The sequence below is a fragment of the Pseudoalteromonas sp. US3C1013 genome (assembly GCF_048401115.1).
Lineage (GTDB): Bacteria > Pseudomonadota > Gammaproteobacteria > Enterobacterales > Alteromonadaceae > Pseudoalteromonas > Pseudoalteromonas undina.
Genome location: NZ_CP183075.1, coordinates 671,658 through 692,390 on the forward strand (window position 1 = coordinate 671,658; position 20,733 = coordinate 692,390).

21 protein-coding genes and 1 riboswitch are annotated in these 20,733 nt (G+C 39.1%); of the genes, 14 read left to right on the top strand and 7 right to left on the bottom strand.

Going from position 1 to position 20,733, the window contains the following annotated elements; translation table 11 throughout:
• The first annotated feature begins 64 nt into the window (after nucleotides 1–64).
• The 4 genes from ACNSN2_RS03105 to ACNSN2_RS03120 all read left to right on the top strand — a co-directional run bounded on the left by ACNSN2_RS03105 (nucleotide 65) and on the right by ACNSN2_RS03120 (nucleotide 1,842).
• Nucleotides 65–262, top strand: a complete 198-nt coding sequence (locus ACNSN2_RS03105; protein ID WP_036956762.1) for a hypothetical protein — start codon at nucleotides 65–67, stop codon at nucleotides 260–262.
• Between the two features lie 15 nt (nucleotides 263–277).
• Entirely contained in the window at nucleotides 278–811 is a 534-nt protein-coding gene (locus ACNSN2_RS03110; protein WP_418608554.1) for a hypothetical protein, read from the top strand.
• 387 nt (nucleotides 812–1,198) lie between these two features.
• Nucleotides 1,199–1,321 (top strand): hypothetical protein, encoded by a 123-nt coding sequence (locus ACNSN2_RS03115; RefSeq protein ID WP_350653557.1) that lies wholly within the window; start codon nucleotides 1,199–1,201, stop codon nucleotides 1,319–1,321.
• The gene (locus ACNSN2_RS03120) at nucleotides 1,321–1,842 is read left to right on the top strand and encodes a hypothetical protein (RefSeq protein ID WP_418608555.1); all 522 of its coding nucleotides are present in this window, start codon (nucleotides 1,321–1,323) and stop codon (nucleotides 1,840–1,842) included. The genes ACNSN2_RS03115 and ACNSN2_RS03120 overlap by 1 nt, the downstream gene beginning before the upstream one ends.
• A 20-nt stretch (nucleotides 1,843–1,862) precedes the next feature.
• Here the strand turns inward: ACNSN2_RS03120 and coaD are convergent, their stop codons facing one another.
• Nucleotides 1,863–2,354, bottom strand: coding sequence for a pantetheine-phosphate adenylyltransferase (gene coaD, locus ACNSN2_RS03125; RefSeq protein ID WP_024601870.1), 492 nt, complete (start codon nucleotides 2,352–2,354; stop codon nucleotides 1,863–1,865).
• A 177-nt stretch (nucleotides 2,355–2,531) separates the two neighbouring features.
• Between coaD and ACNSN2_RS03130 the strand changes: the two genes are divergently transcribed.
• Together ACNSN2_RS03130 and thiI are read left to right on the top strand one after the other, a co-directional pair.
• Complete coding sequence (locus ACNSN2_RS03130) at nucleotides 2,532–3,185, top strand: TetR/AcrR family transcriptional regulator (protein ID WP_010391043.1); 654 nt, start codon at nucleotides 2,532–2,534, stop codon at nucleotides 3,183–3,185.
• A 100-nt stretch (nucleotides 3,186–3,285) separates the two neighbouring features.
• Nucleotides 3,286–4,743, top strand: coding sequence for a tRNA uracil 4-sulfurtransferase ThiI (gene thiI / locus ACNSN2_RS03135; RefSeq protein ID WP_418608556.1), 1,458 nt, complete (start codon nucleotides 3,286–3,288; stop codon nucleotides 4,741–4,743).
• A gap of 26 nt (nucleotides 4,744–4,769) precedes the next feature.
• Here the strand turns inward: thiI and ACNSN2_RS03140 are convergent, their stop codons facing one another.
• Both ACNSN2_RS03140 and ACNSN2_RS03145 read right to left on the bottom strand, forming a co-directional pair.
• Nucleotides 4,770–5,672 carry a ketopantoate reductase family protein gene (locus ACNSN2_RS03140; protein WP_418608557.1) on the bottom strand — a complete coding sequence of 301 codons (903 nt, stop codon included), beginning with the start codon at nucleotides 5,670–5,672 and terminating at the stop codon, nucleotides 4,770–4,772.
• Complete coding sequence (locus ACNSN2_RS03145) at nucleotides 5,665–6,015, bottom strand: VanZ family protein (protein WP_008113182.1); 351 nt, start codon at nucleotides 6,013–6,015, stop codon at nucleotides 5,665–5,667. The genes ACNSN2_RS03140 and ACNSN2_RS03145 overlap by 8 nt, the downstream gene beginning before the upstream one ends.
• Nucleotides 6,016–6,166: 151 nt before the next feature.
• Between ACNSN2_RS03145 and ACNSN2_RS03150 the strand changes: the two genes are divergently transcribed.
• Together ACNSN2_RS03150 and ACNSN2_RS03155 are read left to right on the top strand one after the other, a co-directional pair.
• Nucleotides 6,167–6,649 (top strand): YajQ family cyclic di-GMP-binding protein, encoded by a 483-nt coding sequence (locus ACNSN2_RS03150; protein ID WP_008113183.1) that lies wholly within the window; start codon nucleotides 6,167–6,169, stop codon nucleotides 6,647–6,649.
• Nucleotides 6,650–6,894: 245 nt separating this feature from the next.
• Nucleotides 6,895–7,060: riboswitch (cobalamin riboswitch) on the top strand.
• A 36-nt stretch (nucleotides 7,061–7,096) separates the two neighbouring features.
• Nucleotides 7,097–8,944 carry a TonB-dependent receptor domain-containing protein gene (locus tag ACNSN2_RS03155; RefSeq protein WP_418608558.1) on the top strand — a complete coding sequence of 616 codons (1,848 nt, stop codon included), beginning with the start codon at nucleotides 7,097–7,099 and terminating at the stop codon, nucleotides 8,942–8,944.
• A gap of 75 nt (nucleotides 8,945–9,019) precedes the next feature.
• Here ACNSN2_RS03155 and msrA read toward each other — a convergent pair whose 3' ends face one another.
• The 3 genes from msrA to ACNSN2_RS03170 all read right to left on the bottom strand — a co-directional run bounded on the left by msrA (nucleotide 9,020) and on the right by ACNSN2_RS03170 (nucleotide 13,785).
• Entirely contained in the window at nucleotides 9,020–9,556 is a 537-nt protein-coding gene (msrA, locus tag ACNSN2_RS03160; RefSeq protein ID WP_418608559.1) for a peptide-methionine (S)-S-oxide reductase MsrA, read from the bottom strand.
• Nucleotides 9,557–9,630: 74 nt separating this feature from the next.
• A complete protein-coding gene (locus ACNSN2_RS03165) occupies nucleotides 9,631–12,729 on the bottom strand; it encodes an efflux RND transporter permease subunit (protein WP_055011618.1) in 3,099 nt (1,032 codons plus the stop codon).
• A gap of 3 nt (nucleotides 12,730–12,732) precedes the next feature.
• A complete protein-coding gene (locus ACNSN2_RS03170; RefSeq protein WP_138571138.1) occupies nucleotides 12,733–13,785 on the bottom strand; it encodes an efflux RND transporter periplasmic adaptor subunit in 1,053 nt (350 codons plus the stop codon).
• A 247-nt stretch (nucleotides 13,786–14,032) separates the two neighbouring features.
• Between ACNSN2_RS03170 and ACNSN2_RS03175 the strand changes: the two genes are divergently transcribed.
• The 6 genes from ACNSN2_RS03175 (at nucleotide 14,033) to ACNSN2_RS03200 (ending at nucleotide 19,434) form a co-directional block, all read left to right on the top strand.
• Nucleotides 14,033–14,737, top strand: coding sequence for a DUF2982 domain-containing protein (locus ACNSN2_RS03175; protein ID WP_010391053.1), 705 nt, complete (start codon nucleotides 14,033–14,035; stop codon nucleotides 14,735–14,737).
• Between the two features lie 35 nt (nucleotides 14,738–14,772).
• Complete coding sequence (locus ACNSN2_RS03180; protein WP_010391054.1) at nucleotides 14,773–15,105, top strand: hypothetical protein; 333 nt, start codon at nucleotides 14,773–14,775, stop codon at nucleotides 15,103–15,105.
• A 66-nt stretch (nucleotides 15,106–15,171) separates the two neighbouring features.
• Nucleotides 15,172–16,818 (top strand): PKD domain-containing protein, encoded by a 1,647-nt coding sequence (locus ACNSN2_RS03185; protein WP_418608560.1) that lies wholly within the window; start codon nucleotides 15,172–15,174, stop codon nucleotides 16,816–16,818.
• 10 nt (nucleotides 16,819–16,828) lie between these two features.
• Complete coding sequence (locus ACNSN2_RS03190) at nucleotides 16,829–17,344, top strand: DUF1566 domain-containing protein (RefSeq protein WP_109875624.1); 516 nt, start codon at nucleotides 16,829–16,831, stop codon at nucleotides 17,342–17,344.
• A 153-nt stretch (nucleotides 17,345–17,497) separates the two neighbouring features.
• Nucleotides 17,498–18,415, top strand: a complete 918-nt coding sequence (locus ACNSN2_RS03195) for an ExeA family protein (RefSeq protein WP_418608561.1) — start codon at nucleotides 17,498–17,500, stop codon at nucleotides 18,413–18,415.
• Nucleotides 18,416–18,426: 11 nt separating this feature from the next.
• Nucleotides 18,427–19,434 carry a general secretion pathway protein GspB gene (locus ACNSN2_RS03200; protein ID WP_418608562.1) on the top strand — a complete coding sequence of 336 codons (1,008 nt, stop codon included), beginning with the start codon at nucleotides 18,427–18,429 and terminating at the stop codon, nucleotides 19,432–19,434.
• A gap of 7 nt (nucleotides 19,435–19,441) precedes the next feature.
• Here ACNSN2_RS03200 and ACNSN2_RS03205 read toward each other — a convergent pair whose 3' ends face one another.
• Nucleotides 19,442–20,638 (bottom strand): HD-GYP domain-containing protein, encoded by a 1,197-nt coding sequence (locus ACNSN2_RS03205; RefSeq protein ID WP_193049263.1) that lies wholly within the window; start codon nucleotides 20,636–20,638, stop codon nucleotides 19,442–19,444.
• Nucleotides 20,639–20,733: the final 95 nt, after the last annotated feature.

Below are 20,733 nucleotides of genomic sequence, written 5' to 3' on the forward strand. Positions count from 1 at the left end.
TCCAGGTGGTGTGATTTAAATTTACGCCAATAATAAAAATTTAATACTCAAAAGGATTAATCACATGCAAATTTCAGCTAATAGCCAAGTACAAATGCAAGCATACAATAAAACGCAACAATTAAAGCCTGCAATGGAACAAACTGCTAGCCCTAAAACCCTTCAATCTGATACAGTAAGTATCTCTCAAGAGGCGATGGCAGCAGCGAGCACTGATTTACAGCGCATTGGCGGTATCATCTTGCCTACTAGACCTAAATAAGTATTAAGGTTATGAATGTTTTTAACTGAGTTTTTTGGTTTTTTTTCATTATCAGCTTTTGCGATGTGGGGATTTCTTATGGCGTTTTTTTTTAACGCCTTCGTTTACTCATTAAATATAAAAAGAAATTCAACCCTATTACTCAGTTCATTTATCATGATGATTTCATATACCGCGTCAGATTATTTTTTGACATGGTTATCGGTTAGAACTTCAGACTATTTAGACTGGGCATTCTACGATTTAGTAACAATCATAACTTTAAGCCTGACTTATTTTTTGATAAAAAAAACCACACCTTCTTTTTTATACCTTATTGTTGGGTTGACATTTAATTCAATGTTTTTTCTTTTTATGTATTTTGATGTCTTTATCAGAGAGAATAGAGAGCCTTGGCTCTTTTGGGATATTTATACGTTCAGTGTAAACATTATTGATCTGATTATGATTATCGCTTTAATAGTAGACCGTGATTTCCTTGGCTTACACACCCTAAAAAATAAACTTATGTCTTTATTCAAAAACTCTGAGCTTCATCAAATCCAATAAATGTATTATGTAGACTTATTTTTAGCAGATTATATCGATGCATTTATACAGTGGGGCTTTTTAATGGCCATTTTGTACACTTTGGTATCGAGTATAAATACGCCAAATAAATCTTTGGTCTATTTAGCCACAATCATGTTTTTTTCCTACCTTCTAAGTGACTTCCTTTACATTTTTCAAAATGTTTACTTGAACTGGATTTTTTTTGATTTTGCTACAATCCTAATCATTTTTTTAGCATTACAGGTTTCAAGTTTTCAAAGCTCTGTAGCTAAAAACTATATTGTAAGCGGTTTAATTATAAATGCATGTTTAACTTATTCTATTTATATAGATCTTTATATAAACTGGAACTCAGATCCTTGGTGGTTGTGGAGCCTGTACTCCATGGGGGTTAACATTATTGATTTACTAATGATTATTGCTATTTTTATCAATAAAGACTTTTTAGGGCTAATGAAACTTAAAGGTCGTTTATTTAGATCACGCGCTGAGTTTAAAAGCCTATAATGACAGATTTATTATGGCTACTTGTTAAAGTTGGCGAGAATTTAGGTAATTTTATATTGTGGTTATTTTTAATCGCTTTTCTATTTAACCTTTCTTCGAGTATTAATAAACAAGATAAAAGCTTACTGCATATTTCATTAATAATGATGATCTCGTATTTTCTAAGTGCATTTTTAAGCCTCGAAACTTCTACTTATAAAGATTATTTCATATTTGATCTCACGACTATTTTGATACTTTTTTTGTGGCGAAAAATCACGTTGCAAAACACGCCTATTGCTTTTTATTACTTAATGCTGGGGTTGGGGATTAATACCTGTTTATTTTTGGGGATGCATTATGATGTTCAAGTTAAAGGAAACATTGATTATTGGTGGTTTTGGGCTGCATATGGGTTTGGCGTTATTCTATTTGATCTTATAATGGCATTGGCACTATTTATCAATAAAGACTTTTTGGGTTTAGTGAGGCTTAAGAACGTTCTGTTTCCAGCAAGAGCGAAGCTACCTAGCGCAATGTAATGATACGCTAGGTGTTGTGTTTAATGCTTGGTTTTCCCCAGCCTAGATTGCAGGGCTTTCATTACTATGGTGTCAACAAACTCACTCACATCACCGTTATGGCGTGCAACTTCCTTTACTAGCGTTGATGATATAAAGGTATTACGCTCAGCAGGTGTTAAAAATACACTTTCTAAATCAGGGTTTAAACGGCGATTCATATTTGCGAGCTGAAACTCGTAATCAAAATCAGAAACCGCTCTTATACCTCTAATCAATACATTTGCGTTATGATCACGAGCCAGATCTGCGAGTAGCCCTGAAAAGCCAATGACTTTTACATTATCTAAATGGCTTAAAATTTCATTTGCTAAATCAACGCGTTCTTCTAAAGTAAAACACGGTTTTTTACTCGGGTTATGAGCAATAGCAACAATAACGGTATCAAACATCTTAGCCGCACGCTGAATTAAATCAGTGTGGCCGTTGGTAAGAGGGTCAAATGTGCCTGGGTAGATTGCGGTCACTTTCATAATATTTACTGTGTTATTATTTTTAGCCGTAGTGTAGCAGTGTTTAGTGTGCAAAGCAGCCTTGTAAGTAAATTGTGAAGAACTTCATGCCTTGATTGTTTTAACGCTGACTATTTGTTTATACTAGTGGATTGTTTTAATGCAGCATCGTATTTTCGAAAATTGAGTAATGAGTATATGAATACCAAGGATAAAATAATTCAAACCAGTATTTCATTGTTTAATGAACATGGTGAAAGAGCAATATCAACTAATCATATTGCATCGAGTTTAGGCATGAGTCCGGGTAATCTTTACTACCACTTTAAAAATAAAGAAGACATTATTCGCCATATATTTGCACTTTATCGTGATCATTTAAGTACTCACTTTAAGCCAGTTGATAAAGGCGACGATGCTTTTGAGCATCTTGGCCCTTATTTAGATTCGCTATTTGAATTAATGTGGCGCTATCATTTTTTTTACGACAACCTTGGCGATATTCTTGCTCGCGATAGCCATTTAAAACAGGGTTACATTGATTTTCAGCAGGAATTACTTGAGCAGGTACGTAACATCATTTTGGCCTTGCGGGATAGTGAAATTATTGCCATTGATGAACAAGATGCCATTGAACTTGCTCATACGCTAAAATTAACGGTTAGCTTTTGGACACCCTATATGAAAGCAAGAAGACTAAGTGGTGTGCTGGTTGAGCAAGATATTTACCCTGGCATTGTAAAAGTACTGACTTTATTTAAAGCCTACAGTACAGAAAAAAGCGCAAATAAAATTAATCAGTTAAGAGACAAGTACGCACTTTTAGCAAATGCTGCCCCCCAGAATCCTTAAGCCTGTTGAGTTGGTTAGTTCCTAGGCGTTAAATTTTTTGCTATAATCCGCCGCGCCCAATGCCTGGGTGCGCGAATTCCCGCAGTCTAAGAGTTGAACTATGCTTAAATTTATCGTCAAACTTCACCCTGAAATAGCCATCAAAAGCCGTTCAGTCCGTAAACGCTTTACCAAAGTGTTAGAAAATAACATTAAAATTGTATTGCGTCGTGTTGACGAAAAAGTACAAGTACGTAATAACTGGGATAATATTTCAGTTGTTACAAAACTAGATGAAGCTCAAACTCGCCTTGATTTTATTGATAGCTTGCAGCGCATTCCTGGCATCGTACAGTTTATTGAAGTGACCGAAACAGACTTTAAAACCCTTGATGACATCTATCAAAAAACCATTGCGTTAGTTGGCCACACTATTATTGGTAAAACCTTTTGTGTACGTGCTAAGCGCATAGGTCAACATGATTTTACTTCAACTGAACTAGAGCGCTACGTTGGTGGCGGGCTTAATCAACATGTTGAAGGAGCTCGAGTAAAGCTAAGCCGCCCTGAGGTAACGATTCGTTTAGAAATTAAAGACGAAAAAGCCTACATAGTGACGCAAACCCATTTAGGAATGGCGGGCTTTCCACTGCCAACACAAGACGATGTATTATCGCTTATGTCTGGTGGATTTGATTCTGGCGTTGCCAGTTATCAGATGATCCGTAAAGGCGCTCGTACACACTTTTTATTCTTTAACTTAGGTGGTGCTGCCCATGAAATTGGGGTTAAACAAGCGAGTTACTATCTATGGAAACAATACAGCTCTACGCATAAAGTTAAGTTTATTACCGTTGATTTTGAACCGGTTGTTGCTGAAATTTTAGAAAACGTTGAGAACAGCCAAATGGGTGTTGTGCTTAAACGTATGATGATGCGAGCGGGTAGTGCTGTTGCTGAAAAACTAAATATTCAAGCTTTGGTAACGGGTGAAAGTATAGGTCAGGTGTCTAGCCAAACCTTAGCTAATTTAAGCGTGATTGACCGTGTAACCGAGACGCTGATTTTACGCCCACTTATCCAACATGATAAGCAAGAGATCATTAATATAGCGCGCCAAATAGGTACTGCAGAAATGGCTGAGACGATGCCTGAATACTGTGGTGTGATCTCTAAAAAGCCGACGGTTAAAGCCAAAATTGAAGTCATTAAAGCAGAAGAAGAGAAGTTTGATTTTGACGTATTAGATACCGTTATTGATAACGCCCGTGTTATGGATGTGCGCGATATCGATGTTGAAGCTAAGCAAGAGCTTAAAGAAGCTGAGTCAGTTACAGAGTTACCAGAGGGAGCGGTTGTTGTTGATATTCGCTCACCTGAGGAAGAAGATGCCGCTCCGCTTGAAATTGATGGTATTGAAGTTATTCATTTACCGTTTTTCCGTTTAGCAACTAAGTTTGGTGATTTACCTAAAGGTAAAGACTATTACTTATATTGCCAAAAAGGGGTAATGAGCCAGTTACAAGCGCTTATTCTTCACGAAGAAGGCTTTACCACTGTAAAAGTCTATCGTCGTTAATGGCTAAATATTTTAAAAGCGCGGATTTATTCCGCGCTTTTTTTTGCCAAAATTTCAGCAAGTAAAGCGTCGTTATACGGGGTCGCAATATTATGATGCTTGCCTTGTTCACTAATATAACCACAAATTGCCATGATCTCAGTTTGCCTATTGTGCAAAACGTCTTGATGCATAGATGAGTAATTCTCTGCGGTTAAACTCATCACCTTATAGGCGCGCTCGAGGGCATCAATAAGCTTAATATTAAGTTTAAGCGCGGTCGCAGTGTGACACGCTTCAGTTAATAAATTAATAATTGAGCTATTGAACTGTGGCGCACGCAACTGGCCGTTTTTTATATTGTACAGAGCGGTTAATGGGTTTATAGCAATATTAACCAGTAGCTTTTCAAACCGCAGTTGCTCAATATTGTTGCTGACAATTAATTGCGGAATAGTGTGTAATTGTGCACTAAGCTGTTGAATATTTTGCATAGCTAGTTGATTACAGCCCCCTAATACACTTTGCCCGTTTCCGGTATGCTGCACAATATTAGGGTTTGATTTGAACCCAGCCATGCTGGTGGTTAAAAAGTACAACGACTGCTGCTGTGTTAACTGTGCATTTAATTGTTCAACATTACCCATGCCATTATGACTCAGTACAATATGGGTATTATTACCAAGATAAGGCTTTACTTGGGCATAGGCTTGTTGCACTGCAAACGCTTTAACAGTGAATAAAACAATGTCAAACTCGGGAGCTTGGGCTAATTGCTGTTGTGAGATAAAAGTGGCGTTAATTTTTTCAGACGCAGCGTTACTGTGGCTGTAAAAGCGAGTATTTACTGTGCCTTTTTTGGTAAGAACATAAACTGTGTGATATTTAGCTAAGAAATGACTAAATAACAAACCTATAGCACCATCACCAACAACAAGTATGTTAGCCATAACGCTTCTTTTTACGTAGTGTTAATAGGGCTTTAGCTAAAAAGTAGCTCGCCGCACCAATAAAGTCGGCAACAAAATCGGCCAGTGATGCTTGTCTGTAAGGGAGGCTATCTTGCATAATTTCTATTGCGGCACCATAGCCGGCTAACAGCAATATTTGTGCATATAACGGCAGTTTAAAGGCTTTATCCATTATAATGGCAAGTAAAAAGAAAATACCAAAATGCGCCACTTTATCTACATGCGGAAATAAGTTTGCAGCCCCTTTTACCTCTTTAGCAAATAAGAAGGTAAATGCGACAATACTAATTAAAAAAATAGCTTGGTAAACACGCCTCGTCACAAAAAATCCTAAAATCGTATAAAAAAGAAGCCTCAGTATATCAAACTAAATTAGTATCGCACCTGAACAAGATGCAGAAAAGTGTAAAGATTTATCATTTTAACGTTATAATTGCCGCATAAAATTAAGATTAGCTAGTTAGGAGAACATCATGCCTTCATTTGATATTGTATCTGAAGTAGAAATGAACGAAGCACAAAACGCGGTTGATAACGCCAATCGTGAATTAGAAACACGATTTGATTTTAGAGGGGTCGATGCCTCAATTGAATTAAACGATAAAACAATTAAATTAAAAGCTGAAGCAGATGCTCAGGTTATGCAGTTGTTTGATATTTTAGCTGGAAAAGTTTCAAAGCGTGGAATGGATGTTGCGAGCCTAGAACTTCAAGAGATTTCTCGCGCAGGCAAAAATGTTTTTCGTAACGTTGCACTAAAGCAGGGTATCGAAAAAGATATGGCTAAAAAAGTAGTAAAAGCCATTAAAGATTCTAAAGTAAAAGTGCAAGCGGCTATTCAAGGCGAAGAAGTACGCGTAACGGGTAAAAAGCGTGATGACTTACAAGCTGCTATGCAAGTTGTACGCACTGCTGATTTAGGTCAGCCATTTCAGTTTAAAAACTTCCGCGATTAATTTATTGTTTCGAGCTAGGCACTATAGGCGCTTAGTTCAAAGCAACATGTATTTAGCCAAACACGCTATATTGTTTGGCTTTTTTATTTTTGAATCTATGATAATTACCGAACCCCGAACCCCGAACCCCGAACCCCGAACCCCGAACCCCGAACCCCGAACCCCAAAAATCAAATTGTAGATGTTTAGACGTCCGTTGACATTTTTTAGTAAACAGATAACAATAGCTGCCTATTTTCAAGGTGCTTGCTAAACACTTCAACGGTGTGATTTTTTTAGTAGGATAATCGGGAAGTTGGTGCGTTTTCATTGATGAAGTCAATCCCAACACTGCCCCCGCAACGGTAAAGTTATGCTGTATTTTATTATGGTAACTGAGTCCGGAGACCGGCCTTGATGTAATCTTACTTACTAACATCTTTGCGGTGGGCAGAGACAGGGAACATCATGATAAATAAAACTGCATTGGGTGTGGCTATTTCGGCTGCGCTGTCTTTTTCTGCATCTGCAGAACAAACCATTGAAAGAATAACCGTTACTGCAAATAAATTTGAACAACCTATAAATGATGTATTAGCAAGTGTGGCAGTTATCGACCGCGCTGATATTGAAAAAGCGAATTACCGAGACTTACCTGCAATATTAAATACCATTGCTGGTATTGATATTGTCCGTAACGGCGGATTAGGTCAAAAAGCAGATATATTTGTTCGCGGTGCTAGCGCTAAATATGCCTTAGTATTGGTTGATGGCGTAAGAGTGAGCGATGCAAGCTCAGGTAGTGTATCGCTAACTAATATTCCAGTTAATAGTATCGAGCGTGTTGAAGTTATTAAAGGTGCCAGAGCAGCTATTTATGGCTCTGATGCGGTAGCCGGAGTAATTAATATCATTACCCGTAAAGCCTCAAATAATACGCTTTCGGCTACTTTGGGCAGTCATAGTTACAGTAATTATCAGCTTGCTGGTGGGCTTGCAAAAGAGGCGCTTAGCTTTAATTATAATCTAGGCTATGAAGAGACAGATGGTTTTGATGTTACTGGCAAAGACCCTGTGGCTGAATACACCAAAGATCACGATGATGATGGCTACAAAAATAAAAACATTGGCTTTAATTTAGCGTATGAACTGGCTGAACTAGGTGAGTTGAGCTTACAGTCTCAGTACAGTGAAGGTGAAGCGCAGTATGATAACGCATGGGGTAACGATGCCTACGATTTTGAAAACTATACCGCTAAGCTAGGCTGGAAAAAAGCCTCAGAAATATATACCCAAAGTATTTCATTGAGTGTATCGCAAGAAGAAAATACTCAAACTGGCACCGATGTTCAGCAAGTGTATAGCACAGAGCGTGTTGAGTTTGAATACCGAGGGCTTTATAGCCTAACGCAAGAGCTTGATTTATCAGGTGGTTTTAATTACTTGTCTGAGGATTTATCAAACTCTTCAGCAACGTCATCAGAAGAAAAACGCGATAATAACGCATTGTTTATAGGCGCGTTTTATAGTCATGATAAATGGTTAGCAAATGCGGTTATCAGAACCGATGATTATGACTTCCACGGCCGTGCAAATACTTACAGTACTGGGCTTGGATATAAAGCGAATCAGTATGTAACGGTACGTTTAAATCATGGCACCGCATTTAGGGCGCCGTCTTTAATTAATGCGTTTGTAACTAACAGCCCATACTACCTACCAAATAATAATATTAAGCCTGAGGAAGCCTTAAACAATGAGTTTGGTGTTACCCTAGAAACTCAATGGGGGCGTTATGATATTGCTATTTTCGATAACCGTATCAATAATTTAATTAGTAATAATTATGATGCAGACTCAGGTAAATATATTGCAACTAACATAGATAAAGTATCTATGCAGGGGATAGAATTATCGGCTGAGTTTTCAGCGTTAGGCTTTGAACACTCTGTTAATGTTAGTTTTTTAGATGCTACAGATGAAAAGACAAATACAGATTTACCACGCAGGCCTTCAGAGTCGTTTAATTATCAACTCGCCAAATCATGGGGCGATTTTGATGCCAGTTTGGATATGCAGTATCGCTCATCGCGTCCATCAATTGCGTATTATGACTCGGAGCTCGCTGGCTATACGGTATTTAATTTAGCCGCTAATTACCAGTTGCTCGATAATTTGTCGTTAGCTGCTCGAATAGAAAACATTACTGATAAGGAATATTTTACTGCGGCAACAGGGTTTGCTGCCAGTGGTGAGCTATTAGGTTATAACAGCGCAGGAAGAACTTTCTTTGTGGGGGCAAATTACCAGTTTTAATTGTCACTTTTAGTTGCCGAAAAACAAATAGCCCAGCAAATTGCTGGGCTATTTGGTTAGAGCTTTAATGTGTTTTTACTCAGATAAAAACTCGCTAAATTCGGTTTCAAACTTGTGCAATTTTGGCGCAATTAAAATACTACAGTAGCCTTGTTCTGGGTTTTCATTGTAATAGTCTTGATGAAAACTTTCAGCAGGGTAAAAAGTGGTTGCTGGGCTTACCTCTGTTACTATAGGCTCGCTGACATGAGTTTGCAGCTCTGCAATAACGGCCTGTGTTTGCAATTGTTGTTGCTGATCATGGTAATATACAACGCTGCGGTATTGAGTGCCTATATCGTTACCTTGGCGATTTAATTGGGTGGCATCATGCAAAGTAAAAAACATTGCGAGTAAGGTTTCAAAGCTTAAAATGCTGGCGTCAAACTCAACCTTAACCACTTCGGCATGCCCGCTATTGCCTTTGCAAATAGCTTTGTAGGTTGGGTTATCAGTATGTCCACCCGTGTAACCAGAACAAACACTGAGTACACCTTTAACACGCCTAAATGCCGCATCAATACACCAAAAACAGCCGCCGCCGAGTGTTGCTACCTGTGTGGTTGAACTCATAAGTACTTCCTCAATTATATGGTTATATGCACCAAAATAGCGCCGTAACTGCTAATTACGACGCTCAGAGTGACTTAGATCTCTTTAAGTGGTTTTTCAGCTGCTTGTTTATCTAGCTTTTGCTGTAAAAACTCTGGTGATTGTGTGTTTCGCGCTAGTGCGTAATAGGCCGCTGGCACTACAAACAGAGTCAGTATGGTGGCAACCGTTACGCCGGTAAATACCACCACACCAATTACCATTCTACTTTCCGAGCCAGGCCCTGAGGCGAGTACCAAAGGTACCGCGCTCATAACTGTGGTTAGGGAGGTCATTATAATAGGACGTAAACGCTGGGTAGCGGCTTGTAAAATAGCTTCACTAAATTCCAACCCTTTATCACGTAACTGATTGGTAAATTCAACAATCAGAATACCGTTTTTAGCGCTTAACCCGATGAGCATCACAATACCAATTTGGCTGTATATATTGAGTGTTAAGCCCATACTCCAAAGGCCAAACATAGCACCCATTAGCCCAAGTGGAACGGTGAGCATAATAACAAGCGGATGCATAAAGCTTTCAAACTGAGCAGCGAGCACTAAAAAGGTCACGGTCAATGCCAGCACAAACACATAGGTCATGGCTGAGGCACCTTCATAAAACAATTGTGACTCACCTTTGTAATCAATGGCGCCATCAATGTCATTTTCTTCTGCGGCAATATTGTTTAAAAAGTTTAGTGCTTGTTCTAGCGTATAGCCATCAGCTAAGTTGGCACTTAGAGTAATTGCACGCATACGGTTATAGCGGTTTAAACGCGAGGCGGTGGCTTCTTCTTTCAAGCTTATAAGGCTGTCGAGTGGCACCAATTCATTGCTGCGAGATTTAAGGTAAATATTTGAAATATCAGTAGGGTTTGCAAAGTCTTCTTTAGTTCCCTTTAAAATTACATCGTACTCTTCACCGCGGTCAATAAAGGTGGTTACACGGCGTTGGCCAAGCATGGTTTCAAGTGTACGACCCACATCTGAGACTGATACGCCTAAATCTGCAGCTTTATTTTTATCAATACTGACTAAAAACTGTGGGAAGGTCTCTTTATAATCATGATCAATGCGCACTAACCCAGGGTTTTTCTCAGCACGTTTAATAATTCTATCGCGCCAATCAGCTAGTTGAGCATAATCATTACCTTGTAAAACAAACTCTATCGGTCGCGATGAGCCACCACCTCCAATACCACGGCGCATAATGGCAAAAGCACGTACATCGGTGACCTCTTGCATTTTACCGCTTATTTCATCCATGACTTCCCAGGTTGAGCGTTTGCGTTTATCCCAATCCGCCATACCAACAATGGCTACACCACCACTGCCACCCCAACCTGGAACTCGCACTAAAACTCGGCTTAGTTCGCCAGATTCAGAGTAAGGCATTAAGCGTTCTTCTATCTTTGCCATATTAGCGGCATTATTCTCATAGCTAGCGCCTTCAGGGCCATTCATAAGTACAAAAAAGGTACCACGGTCTTCTTTAGGGGTAAGTTCAGACGGTATTTGTAAAAATAGTGAATAACTAACAAACCCAGCCAAAACTAAGCTCAGCATTAAGCCCCATTTACGAGTCATGTTTGACGCTAAAGCGTTACGGTATCCATTTTCTAATTTAGTAAAAAAGCGATCCATTACTTGGCTAAACTTACTTTCTTTTTCAGAAGCTTTTAACACCTTTGAACACAATGCCGGAGAGAGTGTTAATGCAGTAATACTGGAGAAGAACACGGCGGCACTTACTGCCATTGCAAATTCTGTAAATAGTGCGCCTATTCGTCCTTCCATAAACACCAATGGTACAAACACAGAGATCAGCACTAGGGTGGTGGCTATAATTGCAAAGCCTACCTCACGAGCGCCGCGATAAGCTGCCAATAAAGGCGGCTCCCCAAGTTCTATGCGGCGGTGAATATTCTCTAGCATTACAATGGCATCATCTACCACTAAGCCTATTGCTAATACTAGTGCCAGTAGAGTTAATAAGTTAATTGAATAACCCATTGCTAATAAAAACATAAAACTACCGACTAAGGCGACCGGTACGGTGACCGCAGGAATAAGTGTGGCGCGAATATTACCTAAAAATATAAAGATAATAAGCACTACTAACCCCATAGAAATTGCTAAAGTTTTATAAACCTCATTAATTGATTCTTTGATAAATACTGAAGAGTCGTAACTGTCTTCTATAGTAGTGCCTTCAGGTAAATTACGTTTTATTTTTTCTAGTTCACTGCGGGCATTATCAACTACTGTAAGGGTATTTGCTTTGGCTTGTTTAACAATACCCATACCAATCATATTACGGCCATTTCCGCGAAATAAGCTTTCATCATCGGCGGCTTCTAATTTTACGTCAGCCACTTCGCCTAGACGTACTAAATAACCATCTTCACCTCGCTTAATGACAAGGTTTTGAAAATCACGTTGGTTTTTATAGCTGCGTGCAGTGCGCACAGTAAAATCACGGTCTACCGATTCAATTTCACCCGCCGGAAGCTCTACATTTTCACTGCGAAGTGTTTGCTCTATATCACTAGAGGTAATGCCACGAGCTGCCATCGCTTGGCGGTTAAGCCATACTTTCATAGCATACTTTCGCTCTCCCCCAATACGCACATTTGATACACCATCAACAACGGCCAAACGGTCGACAATAAAACGCTGTGCATAATCAGAAAGCTGCAATGAATCCATGGTTTCACTGTTAAGTACAAACCACGCGATAGGGCTTTCGTCACTATTTGATTTTGATACTTCAGGAGGGCGTACTTGCTCTGGTAGGCTGTCTAATGCCCGTGCAACACGTTCACGTACATCGTTAGAGGCATCGTCTATGTCGCGGTTAATATTAAACTCAATGGTAATGTTTGAGCGGCCATTACGACTCGATGAGTTAATACTTTTAATACCCTCAATCCCCGAAATACGGTTTTCGATAACTTGGGTTATTTTTGTTTCAATAATTTCAGCAGATGCACCGGTATATTCAGTACTAATATTTACAATCGGTGTTTCAATATCTGGATACTCACGCAAAGGCAGCATACTAAAAGCAACTAAGCCAAAAGTGAGTAACAGTAAGTTAATAACAATCGCAAAAACGGGGCGTTTGACGCTAGTATCGGTAATTTTCACGTGTTACCCCTTAACGCTTACTTTGCTACCAGAGCGGATTTTGATTATTCCCTCGGTAACAATCTGCTGGCCGTTCTTTAACCCCTTGTCTATTGCAACCCAGCCATTGTTTCTACTTGCAACATGTACCTCTATGCGATTAGCTATGCCATCTTCAATTTGAAAAACATAGTGTTTATCTTGCAGAGGAATAATTGCTTTTTCAGGCACCATGAGCGCTTGATTGCTGCTTAGCTCTAGTGCAGTTTTAAGTAGCATACCAGGGCGAAGTAAACCCGATTTATTAGCAAAACTGGCTGTTACTTCTACACTGCGAGTGATTGAATCAATACGTGAGCTTATATGGGTTACTTTACCGGTGAATGTTTGATCAGGGTAAGCATCGTTTTGAGTGCGAACCGTCATTCCGTTTTTCAGTTGAGCTAAATACTTTTCAGGCACTTTAAAATCAACTTTTATGATACTGATATCATCTAAGGTTGTAATTATCGTGCTGTTACTAATATAAGCGCCTACCGATATTTCGCGTTTACCCAGTAACCCAGAAAAAGGCGCGGTAATAGCCATTTCATTGAGTTTAGTTTTGGCACTTTCAAGTTGAGCTTCGCTGGCATCAACACGGGCTAGCTGTTCTTCAAGTAACGACTTGGCAGTCGCTTGTGAGCGAGAAAGTTCGGTAAGCCTAGCTAATTGGCGTTTTTCTTCTTGTAAATTAATGCTAAGTTCTTTTACTGCAAATTGTTCTTGTTGGTTTTGCAGTTGCACTAATTTTTGTCCTTTGCTGACCAAGTCGCCGTCTTCAAAGTAAATGCTGGTGACATAATCGTTTTGTGCGCTTTTAATGTAAATAGCCTGATTAGCACGGGCACTGCCAATGGCTTCAATCATAATGGCATTTTCTTGCGACTCGACAGTGTGCGCAGAGACTTGTGTTGTCATTGCCGAGTAATCAGCTTGCTCGCCCTGTGATGCGGGCAAATATAAATAAACGCTAAAAATTATTAGTACCGAAATAATAAATGGAAATAGGGCTTTGCCGGATTGTTTAGAGTGCATTGTTTTCATACCTGAAAATAGATTATAAGTATTGTACGAAATCAGGACAAAAAAAGGCGGTTATGTATCTCATTAATTTGTGCGTTAGGCGTAAAAATAACTGATACTTAGTCATTGCGCATATTTAACAGTAATAATAGGAGTTAATTGATGAACTTCAAAACATCATGCAAACGCTGTTTAACACTGAGAAAGTTAGTATTGTGGGCTATTATTATGTTTATATTTTATATGGCGTTTTTTCAGTATGGCTAATATAAAAAAACACACACTTAAATACCGAGCGCAAGGCGCTAAAAATGGGATTGAAATACTGGTCGTAGGTAGCATTGGTTTAATCTTCATCATGCTATTTAATTTATTGCGTCCAGGTGAAATCAGTATTATTGAAATTTTTTTAGTAAGTTTATGTATTGCAGCAATTTTAATTGGATTTTTTAAAACACAAGAACCTTTTTATAGTATTATTTTAACTGAGCAGCAATTAACATATCAACATAAGTACGGGCAATGGGATTTACACCAAGAAAATCTCCACCATTGCGGTATTCCTAAAGTTGATAACGGTATCGATCATCTTGAGCTTAACGCGATTGGTATTAAGTTAAATGATATAGATACATTTTTAGCTGCTTTAGCACCAAGAATTGCGGGTAAATTACTAATAGAACAGCGGCACTTATTTATGCAAGTTGTTCAAAAAAATTGCAAAAATGGGCATTGCCCATCAGAATGGTTAGTTGAAGATAATAAATTTAGGTCAAAAAAAGGAATTGACTATAATGGGCTTATAGCGATGTTTGCTAATAGGGCTAAGCATCTTCAGCTTTTAACAGGGTATGACTTACTGTTACCTGCCAGTGTAATAGAAAGTGATATTTGGGAATTTTGCGCAAATTTAAATAAATGGAAGCGTGATCCCTCTCAGTTTATCAAGTCGCAGTGTGAATAATAATATAAGCACTCACTGCGGGATTAGGAATAACTATGAGCCAAGACAGATCTTTTATTAAAAGTGGTCGAAACACCATAATTCATAAAGATAGAAAACTAGATTTAGTGATTGTTAATGGTGAGGAACATCCTCGAATTAAAGTAACAGCGAATGGTCTAGAACCATTTAAAGAAGAGCTGCCAAAAAACCGCCGTGATGCAAAAGAGCGCTACTTAGATATGGTTTATATCGCAAGTCCAGATGTATTTAGCGAGGAAAAACAGTTGTTGTTTATTCAATCCTTAGATGGCCGCGAATATAAAGTAGATTACAGTAAAGTTGGCACTAAATTATTTGTTCGTATTCATCAAGATAGCTATTTATAACTCATAATGGCACTTTTTTTGCTTCACAGTCTTATTAGATAATTATAAGACACAAAGGTGCTTAGTATGAAAGCAATTTCGTTAATACCACTTATGGCATGCTTGCTTTTGGCTGCATGTGGAGGGGGAGGCGGTGCTGATAACAGTGATATTAAAACGTCAGTATTTGCAGGTAACGATCTCCAAGTTGTAGAAAAATCAGAGTTTACTATTTCTGCAAAAGGCTCTCCTGCAGATGGTACTTTTACTTGGCAGCGTGTAAGCGGTCCTCTTATAGATGTGTTTCCGCTTGAAGGGGCTGAACAAACCATCACTGCACCGGATGTAAAATCTGATAGTGAATTGGTCTTAAGAGTAAGCTATCAAACGCCAGATGGTAGTTTAGTGAATGACGACTTGAGTGTTTTCATTGCCTCTAATAATCAGCTTCCTCTTGCTGTTGTTACTCAAGTTGCTCCTGCAAACTTACCCTCAGTTTATAAAGATACTGTAACCCTTAGTGGTTTAACCTCCGCAGACCCCGATGAAAATGGCGAAATTAGTAGTTACTTGTGGCAATTATTATCTGGGCCTGATTTAACAATTGATAGCTATACTAATCCAACGCTTAGTTTTCCTCATCCATTATTAGAAAATAACACCAACTTAAAATGGCAACTCACCGTAACTGATGATGAGGGCGGAGTATCTGCATCACAATTTGATATGACCCTTAATAAAACAGCCCAAGTGATTATTGCCGATGCGGGTGCAGACCAAACAGTAGAAGAGTTTGATAAGGTTATTTTAGATGCGACGGCAAGCGAAGCGGCAACTCAGACTTACCAATGTAAGTGGCAACAACTTACCGGAAATACCGAAGCTCTTCTTGAACCACAGTCATGTACTGCCAGCTTTTTTGCCTCTGATATTGATTTAAATGCAACCCTTAGCTTTGAAGTACAAGTTATGGACTTAAAAGGGCGTACCGACAAAGATACCGTATTTATTGATGTAACACCTAAAGCGCTTGGGTTAATAAACGATACCGGAGTAGGTGAGTGTTATAATAATACTCAACGTATTAATTGTAATAATGATGAGTTTCCAGCTCAAGATGCTGATCTTGGGCGTGATAGTTTTGCCAATCGTTTAGGTAAAGTGGGTAAAGGGAATTTGGCTTTTGATTACACAAAACTTAATGAGTTTGCCGATGAGCTTCTTGATGATGCGTCGAACTTTAGCTGTATTCGCGATAATACTACCGGCCTTGTTTGGGAAGTGAAAAGTCCTTATTCCGGTATGTTACCAAATACCTCACTGCGTGATGGACAAAACCGCTATATTTGGCAAGGGACTGTCAATAGTGGCGATGTAACGGGTAGTGCTAATACTACGTGCCCGAGCGATACTGACTGTGGATTACAAACCTATATTGATGAGGTTAACGCGCTTGATTTTTGTGGCGGCAGTAATTGGCGTTTACCTACTTATACTGAGCTGTTAGGTTTAATCGACTACGGTAAACAAGGGCAAAATGTATTGATAGATACTGCATTTTTTCCTAATACACCATCGACTAATAGTGTCGGGCATTTACGCTACTGGACCTCACAGACCGCGGTTGATGGTGCCAGTTTATCTCAGGCTTACACTATCGATATGATGGATGGCAATGATTTAGCCTATCCAAAAGATAATACCGCTTACGTGCGCTTAGTTAGAAATCGTTAAGGTGATTATTATGAAATTAATTAAAGTCTCTATGTTATTAGCCTTGGGGTTGAGCCAGTCACTTGCAGCGCAGCAGTGTTATGAAGAGGTAGCGACTAGCGATGATACCGACCGATTTGTGATTAATATTGATGGCACTGTGTCAGATACTAAAACAGGGCTAATGTGGCAGCGCTGTAATTATGGTCAAGTTTATAATAGCGAAACAACTAGCTGCGATGGTGATACTCAACCATTAAATTGGCAAGCTTCACTCAAAGGGGCATTTAACGACACTTCGGCAGGTTATAACGACTGGCAAGTACCAAGTATTAAAGAGTTAGCCAGTATAGTTGATCACCGCTGTACCGATCCAAGTATTAATGCGGGTATTTTTTTAGCAACGCAGTCGCAAAATTATTGGTCTAATACCTCGGGTATTAGCAATATAAATTCGGCATGGGTTTATCAATTTTCCAGTGGTTTAAATAGCTTACATGCTAAAACAAGTAACGTATATTTACGCCTAGTACGTTATGAAAAGTAGTTAATTAATGTATTAGCGAATCTAAAAATGCGCTTTTATTTACGGTTAGCCTTTTTATTTACACTATTTTAATAATAAAGCCTGGTTGTAGTTGTCACCCAGGCTATTTTTTTGCCATTATAGGCCGTGAATTAACGACCAAGGACTATAAAGGTGTATTTAAGCTATTTTGGTTTACAAGAAAAGCCATTCTCAATTTCGCCTAATCCCCACTACTTATTTTTAAGTGAACGCCACAAAGAAGCATTAGCACACCTTACCTATGGGTTAGGTGAAGACGGCGGCTTTGTGCTGTTAACAGGTGAAGTGGGTACGGGTAAAACCACAATAACACGTAGTATGTTAGAGCGACTGCCTGAAAATACCCAAGTAGCCATGATCCATAATCCTGCGTTATCAGAGCTTGAACTGTTAGCCAGTATTTGCGATGAATTACAAATAACGTACGACGCCAAAAATGCAACGCTGAAAAGTCTAACGGATGTCATTAAAAAGCACCTTGAGTTTAATAATAAAGCGGGGGGGCATACTATTTTGATTATTGATGAAGCACAGTTACTTGCCCCTGATGTGCTAGAACAACTTCGCTTATTAACCAATATTGAAACGGATCATAAAAAGTTATTACAAATAGTATTAGTAGGGCAGCCTGAGTTACAGGTACTTCTAAAGCGAAATGAGTTAAGGCAACTGGCACAGCGTATTACTGCCAGATATCACTTGTTAGCACTAACACCAGGGCAAACCATTGCTTATATTCAACATCGGCTGCATATTGCAGGTTGTGACAAGAAAATATTTTCAATGGAAGCAATGCAAATGGTGCATCAGCTCACAGGCGGTGTGCCACGATTAATGAATCTGGTGTGTGAACGCGCATTAGTAGGGGCATTTTCGAAACAACAAGAAATTGTTGGAAGTGATATTGTTAAGCAAGCGGCGAGTGAATCTTTACCTATCGACTTTATTGTTATAAATAATAAAGTGAGTAAAACAGGTTCGATTTGGCCTTATAGCGCTGCTGCGTTAATGCTTTTTGGTGCAGGAATTGGCCTGTCTTTTATTTTTTAGTTAGGTGATTCATGTCTTATTTATTAGATGCGTTAAAGCAATCAAAGCACGATACCATGAGCGCTGAGCAATATGACTTGCAAGCGCAACAATTAAAACAACAACGCCAGTTGATGACCTATCGTCGAATTAGTTTTCTACTCGCAGGAAGTTTATTGGCAACGGGTATATTGGCCAGTGGCTTCTTTGTCGGCAAGTGGGCGCAACAAGAAAATGTAACCGTTAAAAATGAGCCTGTTCAAAATGACCTTAGTCAAAAAGAGTCAGGGGTTGTAGAAAAACCAACAAGCGCAGAAGAGGTACAAAGAACGGTTGCTCAAACAGTAACAACCCCTCAAGTGCCCATTATAACAGCTGCGCCTAACAATTCTGTGCCGCTGGCAGGGCAGTTGGTTTATGTACAAACCCCAACGGGTGTGCAGCAAATGTTGCTGACGCCACAAGGACAATATTTACCTATGAGCGTTAATCAAGCGTCTCAAGGGCAAACGCAAAATTTCTCGACGCAGAATAACGCTTCATCTAGTTTTCAATCACCGAGCAGCCAACCGCAAAGTGTACCAACTCAACCGGCGAAAAGAACAATTACTGCAGATGAGTTGAGTAAATACAAGGTGTTAGGTAAACCACTTAACCAAAATGTGCCTGCGCAGCCAGAGTTAAATGATGAACTCGATACGGTTCCCGACACGCTGAGAAATGCGTTTGCGCAAGCCGTTAATAGCACAGAAACAACAGCTGACTATGAAGTAACTCAAGGCTCTCGCCTTTCATCACGAGTACAGCCTGTTGAGCTACTTCCTGATGGCTTACAAAGTATGTTACCAAGCATTAAATATCAGGCGCACATTTATTCTTCAGCGGCGGATAAACGCTGGATAAAGCTCAATGGCAGAGAGCTATATGAAGGGGAGTCTATTGGTGCGTTGAAGGTGTTAGAAATAGCGCCAGATCAGAGCGTACTTGATTTTGACGGTTATGAATTTAGCTTAAAAGCCCTGCAAGATTGGCCACAATAGTGGCCAATTAACTAAAGATAGAGTGCTTATAAAAGCCTTCTAAATCTATATTATACTCTTTGGGTTTTATTGCTGATTCAAGCGTGTCCTGCGTTCTTTTATTTGATAAGTCAACGTCTTGAACTTCAGTGTAACGCCCATGCTTTGCATTAAAAAACGTTTTTACTACTGGCTTTAATGGTGTTGCAGGATTGCTTTGAGTAACGAGTCCCACTTTTTGGCTAGAAAGTTTTACCAGTGTGCCCACAGGGTGAATACCAATGCACTGAATAAACTTATTAAGTAGCACTCCATCAAAGCTATCTGGGCAGCCTTGCTTTAAAATTTTAAATGCTCTAATTGGTTCCATACCTGCTTTATAAACACGTTCAGCAGTTAATGCATCATAAACATCAACAATAGACGCCATGCGGACGTACTGGCTTATTTCATCGCCTTTTTTACCAAAGGGGTAGCCTTTGCCATCTAAGCGCTCGTGATGCATACCAGCAATATCTACGGCAATCCCCGTTAATCCTGCGTCTTCTAGTATTTCTTTGCTAAAGAGCGCATGATTTTGCATCACTTTGAATTCTTCGTCACTGTAGCGGCCTGGTTTGTTGAGAATAGCATCAGGGATTTTTATTTTTCCCATATCATGCAAAAGGGCGCCGGTGGCAAGTTCTTCAATGATCGGTTTTTCAATACCGAGATGTTTAGCAAAAATACTCATCAAAATAGACACATTTATCGAGTGCTCTAACAGGTAGGCATCTTTTTGGCGCATTTGCGTGATGCACGCCAGCGCATCTTGATTTCTAAATACGGAGTCAATAAACCCACTAGCCAGTTCTTTAAAAGGCGCAACATCAACAGTACGCCCATTCTCTATATCGCCAAACGCTTTGGTTTGCAGGTTTTTTGCTTCATCGTAAAGCTTTTTAGCTTTACTCATTTCTTGCTCAGCACTGTGGGTAATTAACCAAGGATCGCGTTTTTTGACTTCGTGCTGAGTAGGTAAGGTTGTTTGTGTTTCAGGTTCTTCAGAGGCGAGCATTTTATCAGGGTCGATTTCAACCTCTAAAATTCCTGATTTTATTAATTTATCAATTCCACTTTGAGTTTTAACCCAGCCTTGGTTTTTTATTCTAATGCTACCAGTTTGTTTAACAACTTTTTGTACAAACATACCAGGCTTAAGCTGTGAAGTTGGAATGGTTTTCAAAGTGAACTCTTATTAACAAGTATGATTAGAGAAAGTAACAAATAAATTCACATTTAGAAATAAAAAAGGCATCAATTTGATGCCTTTTTAATTAA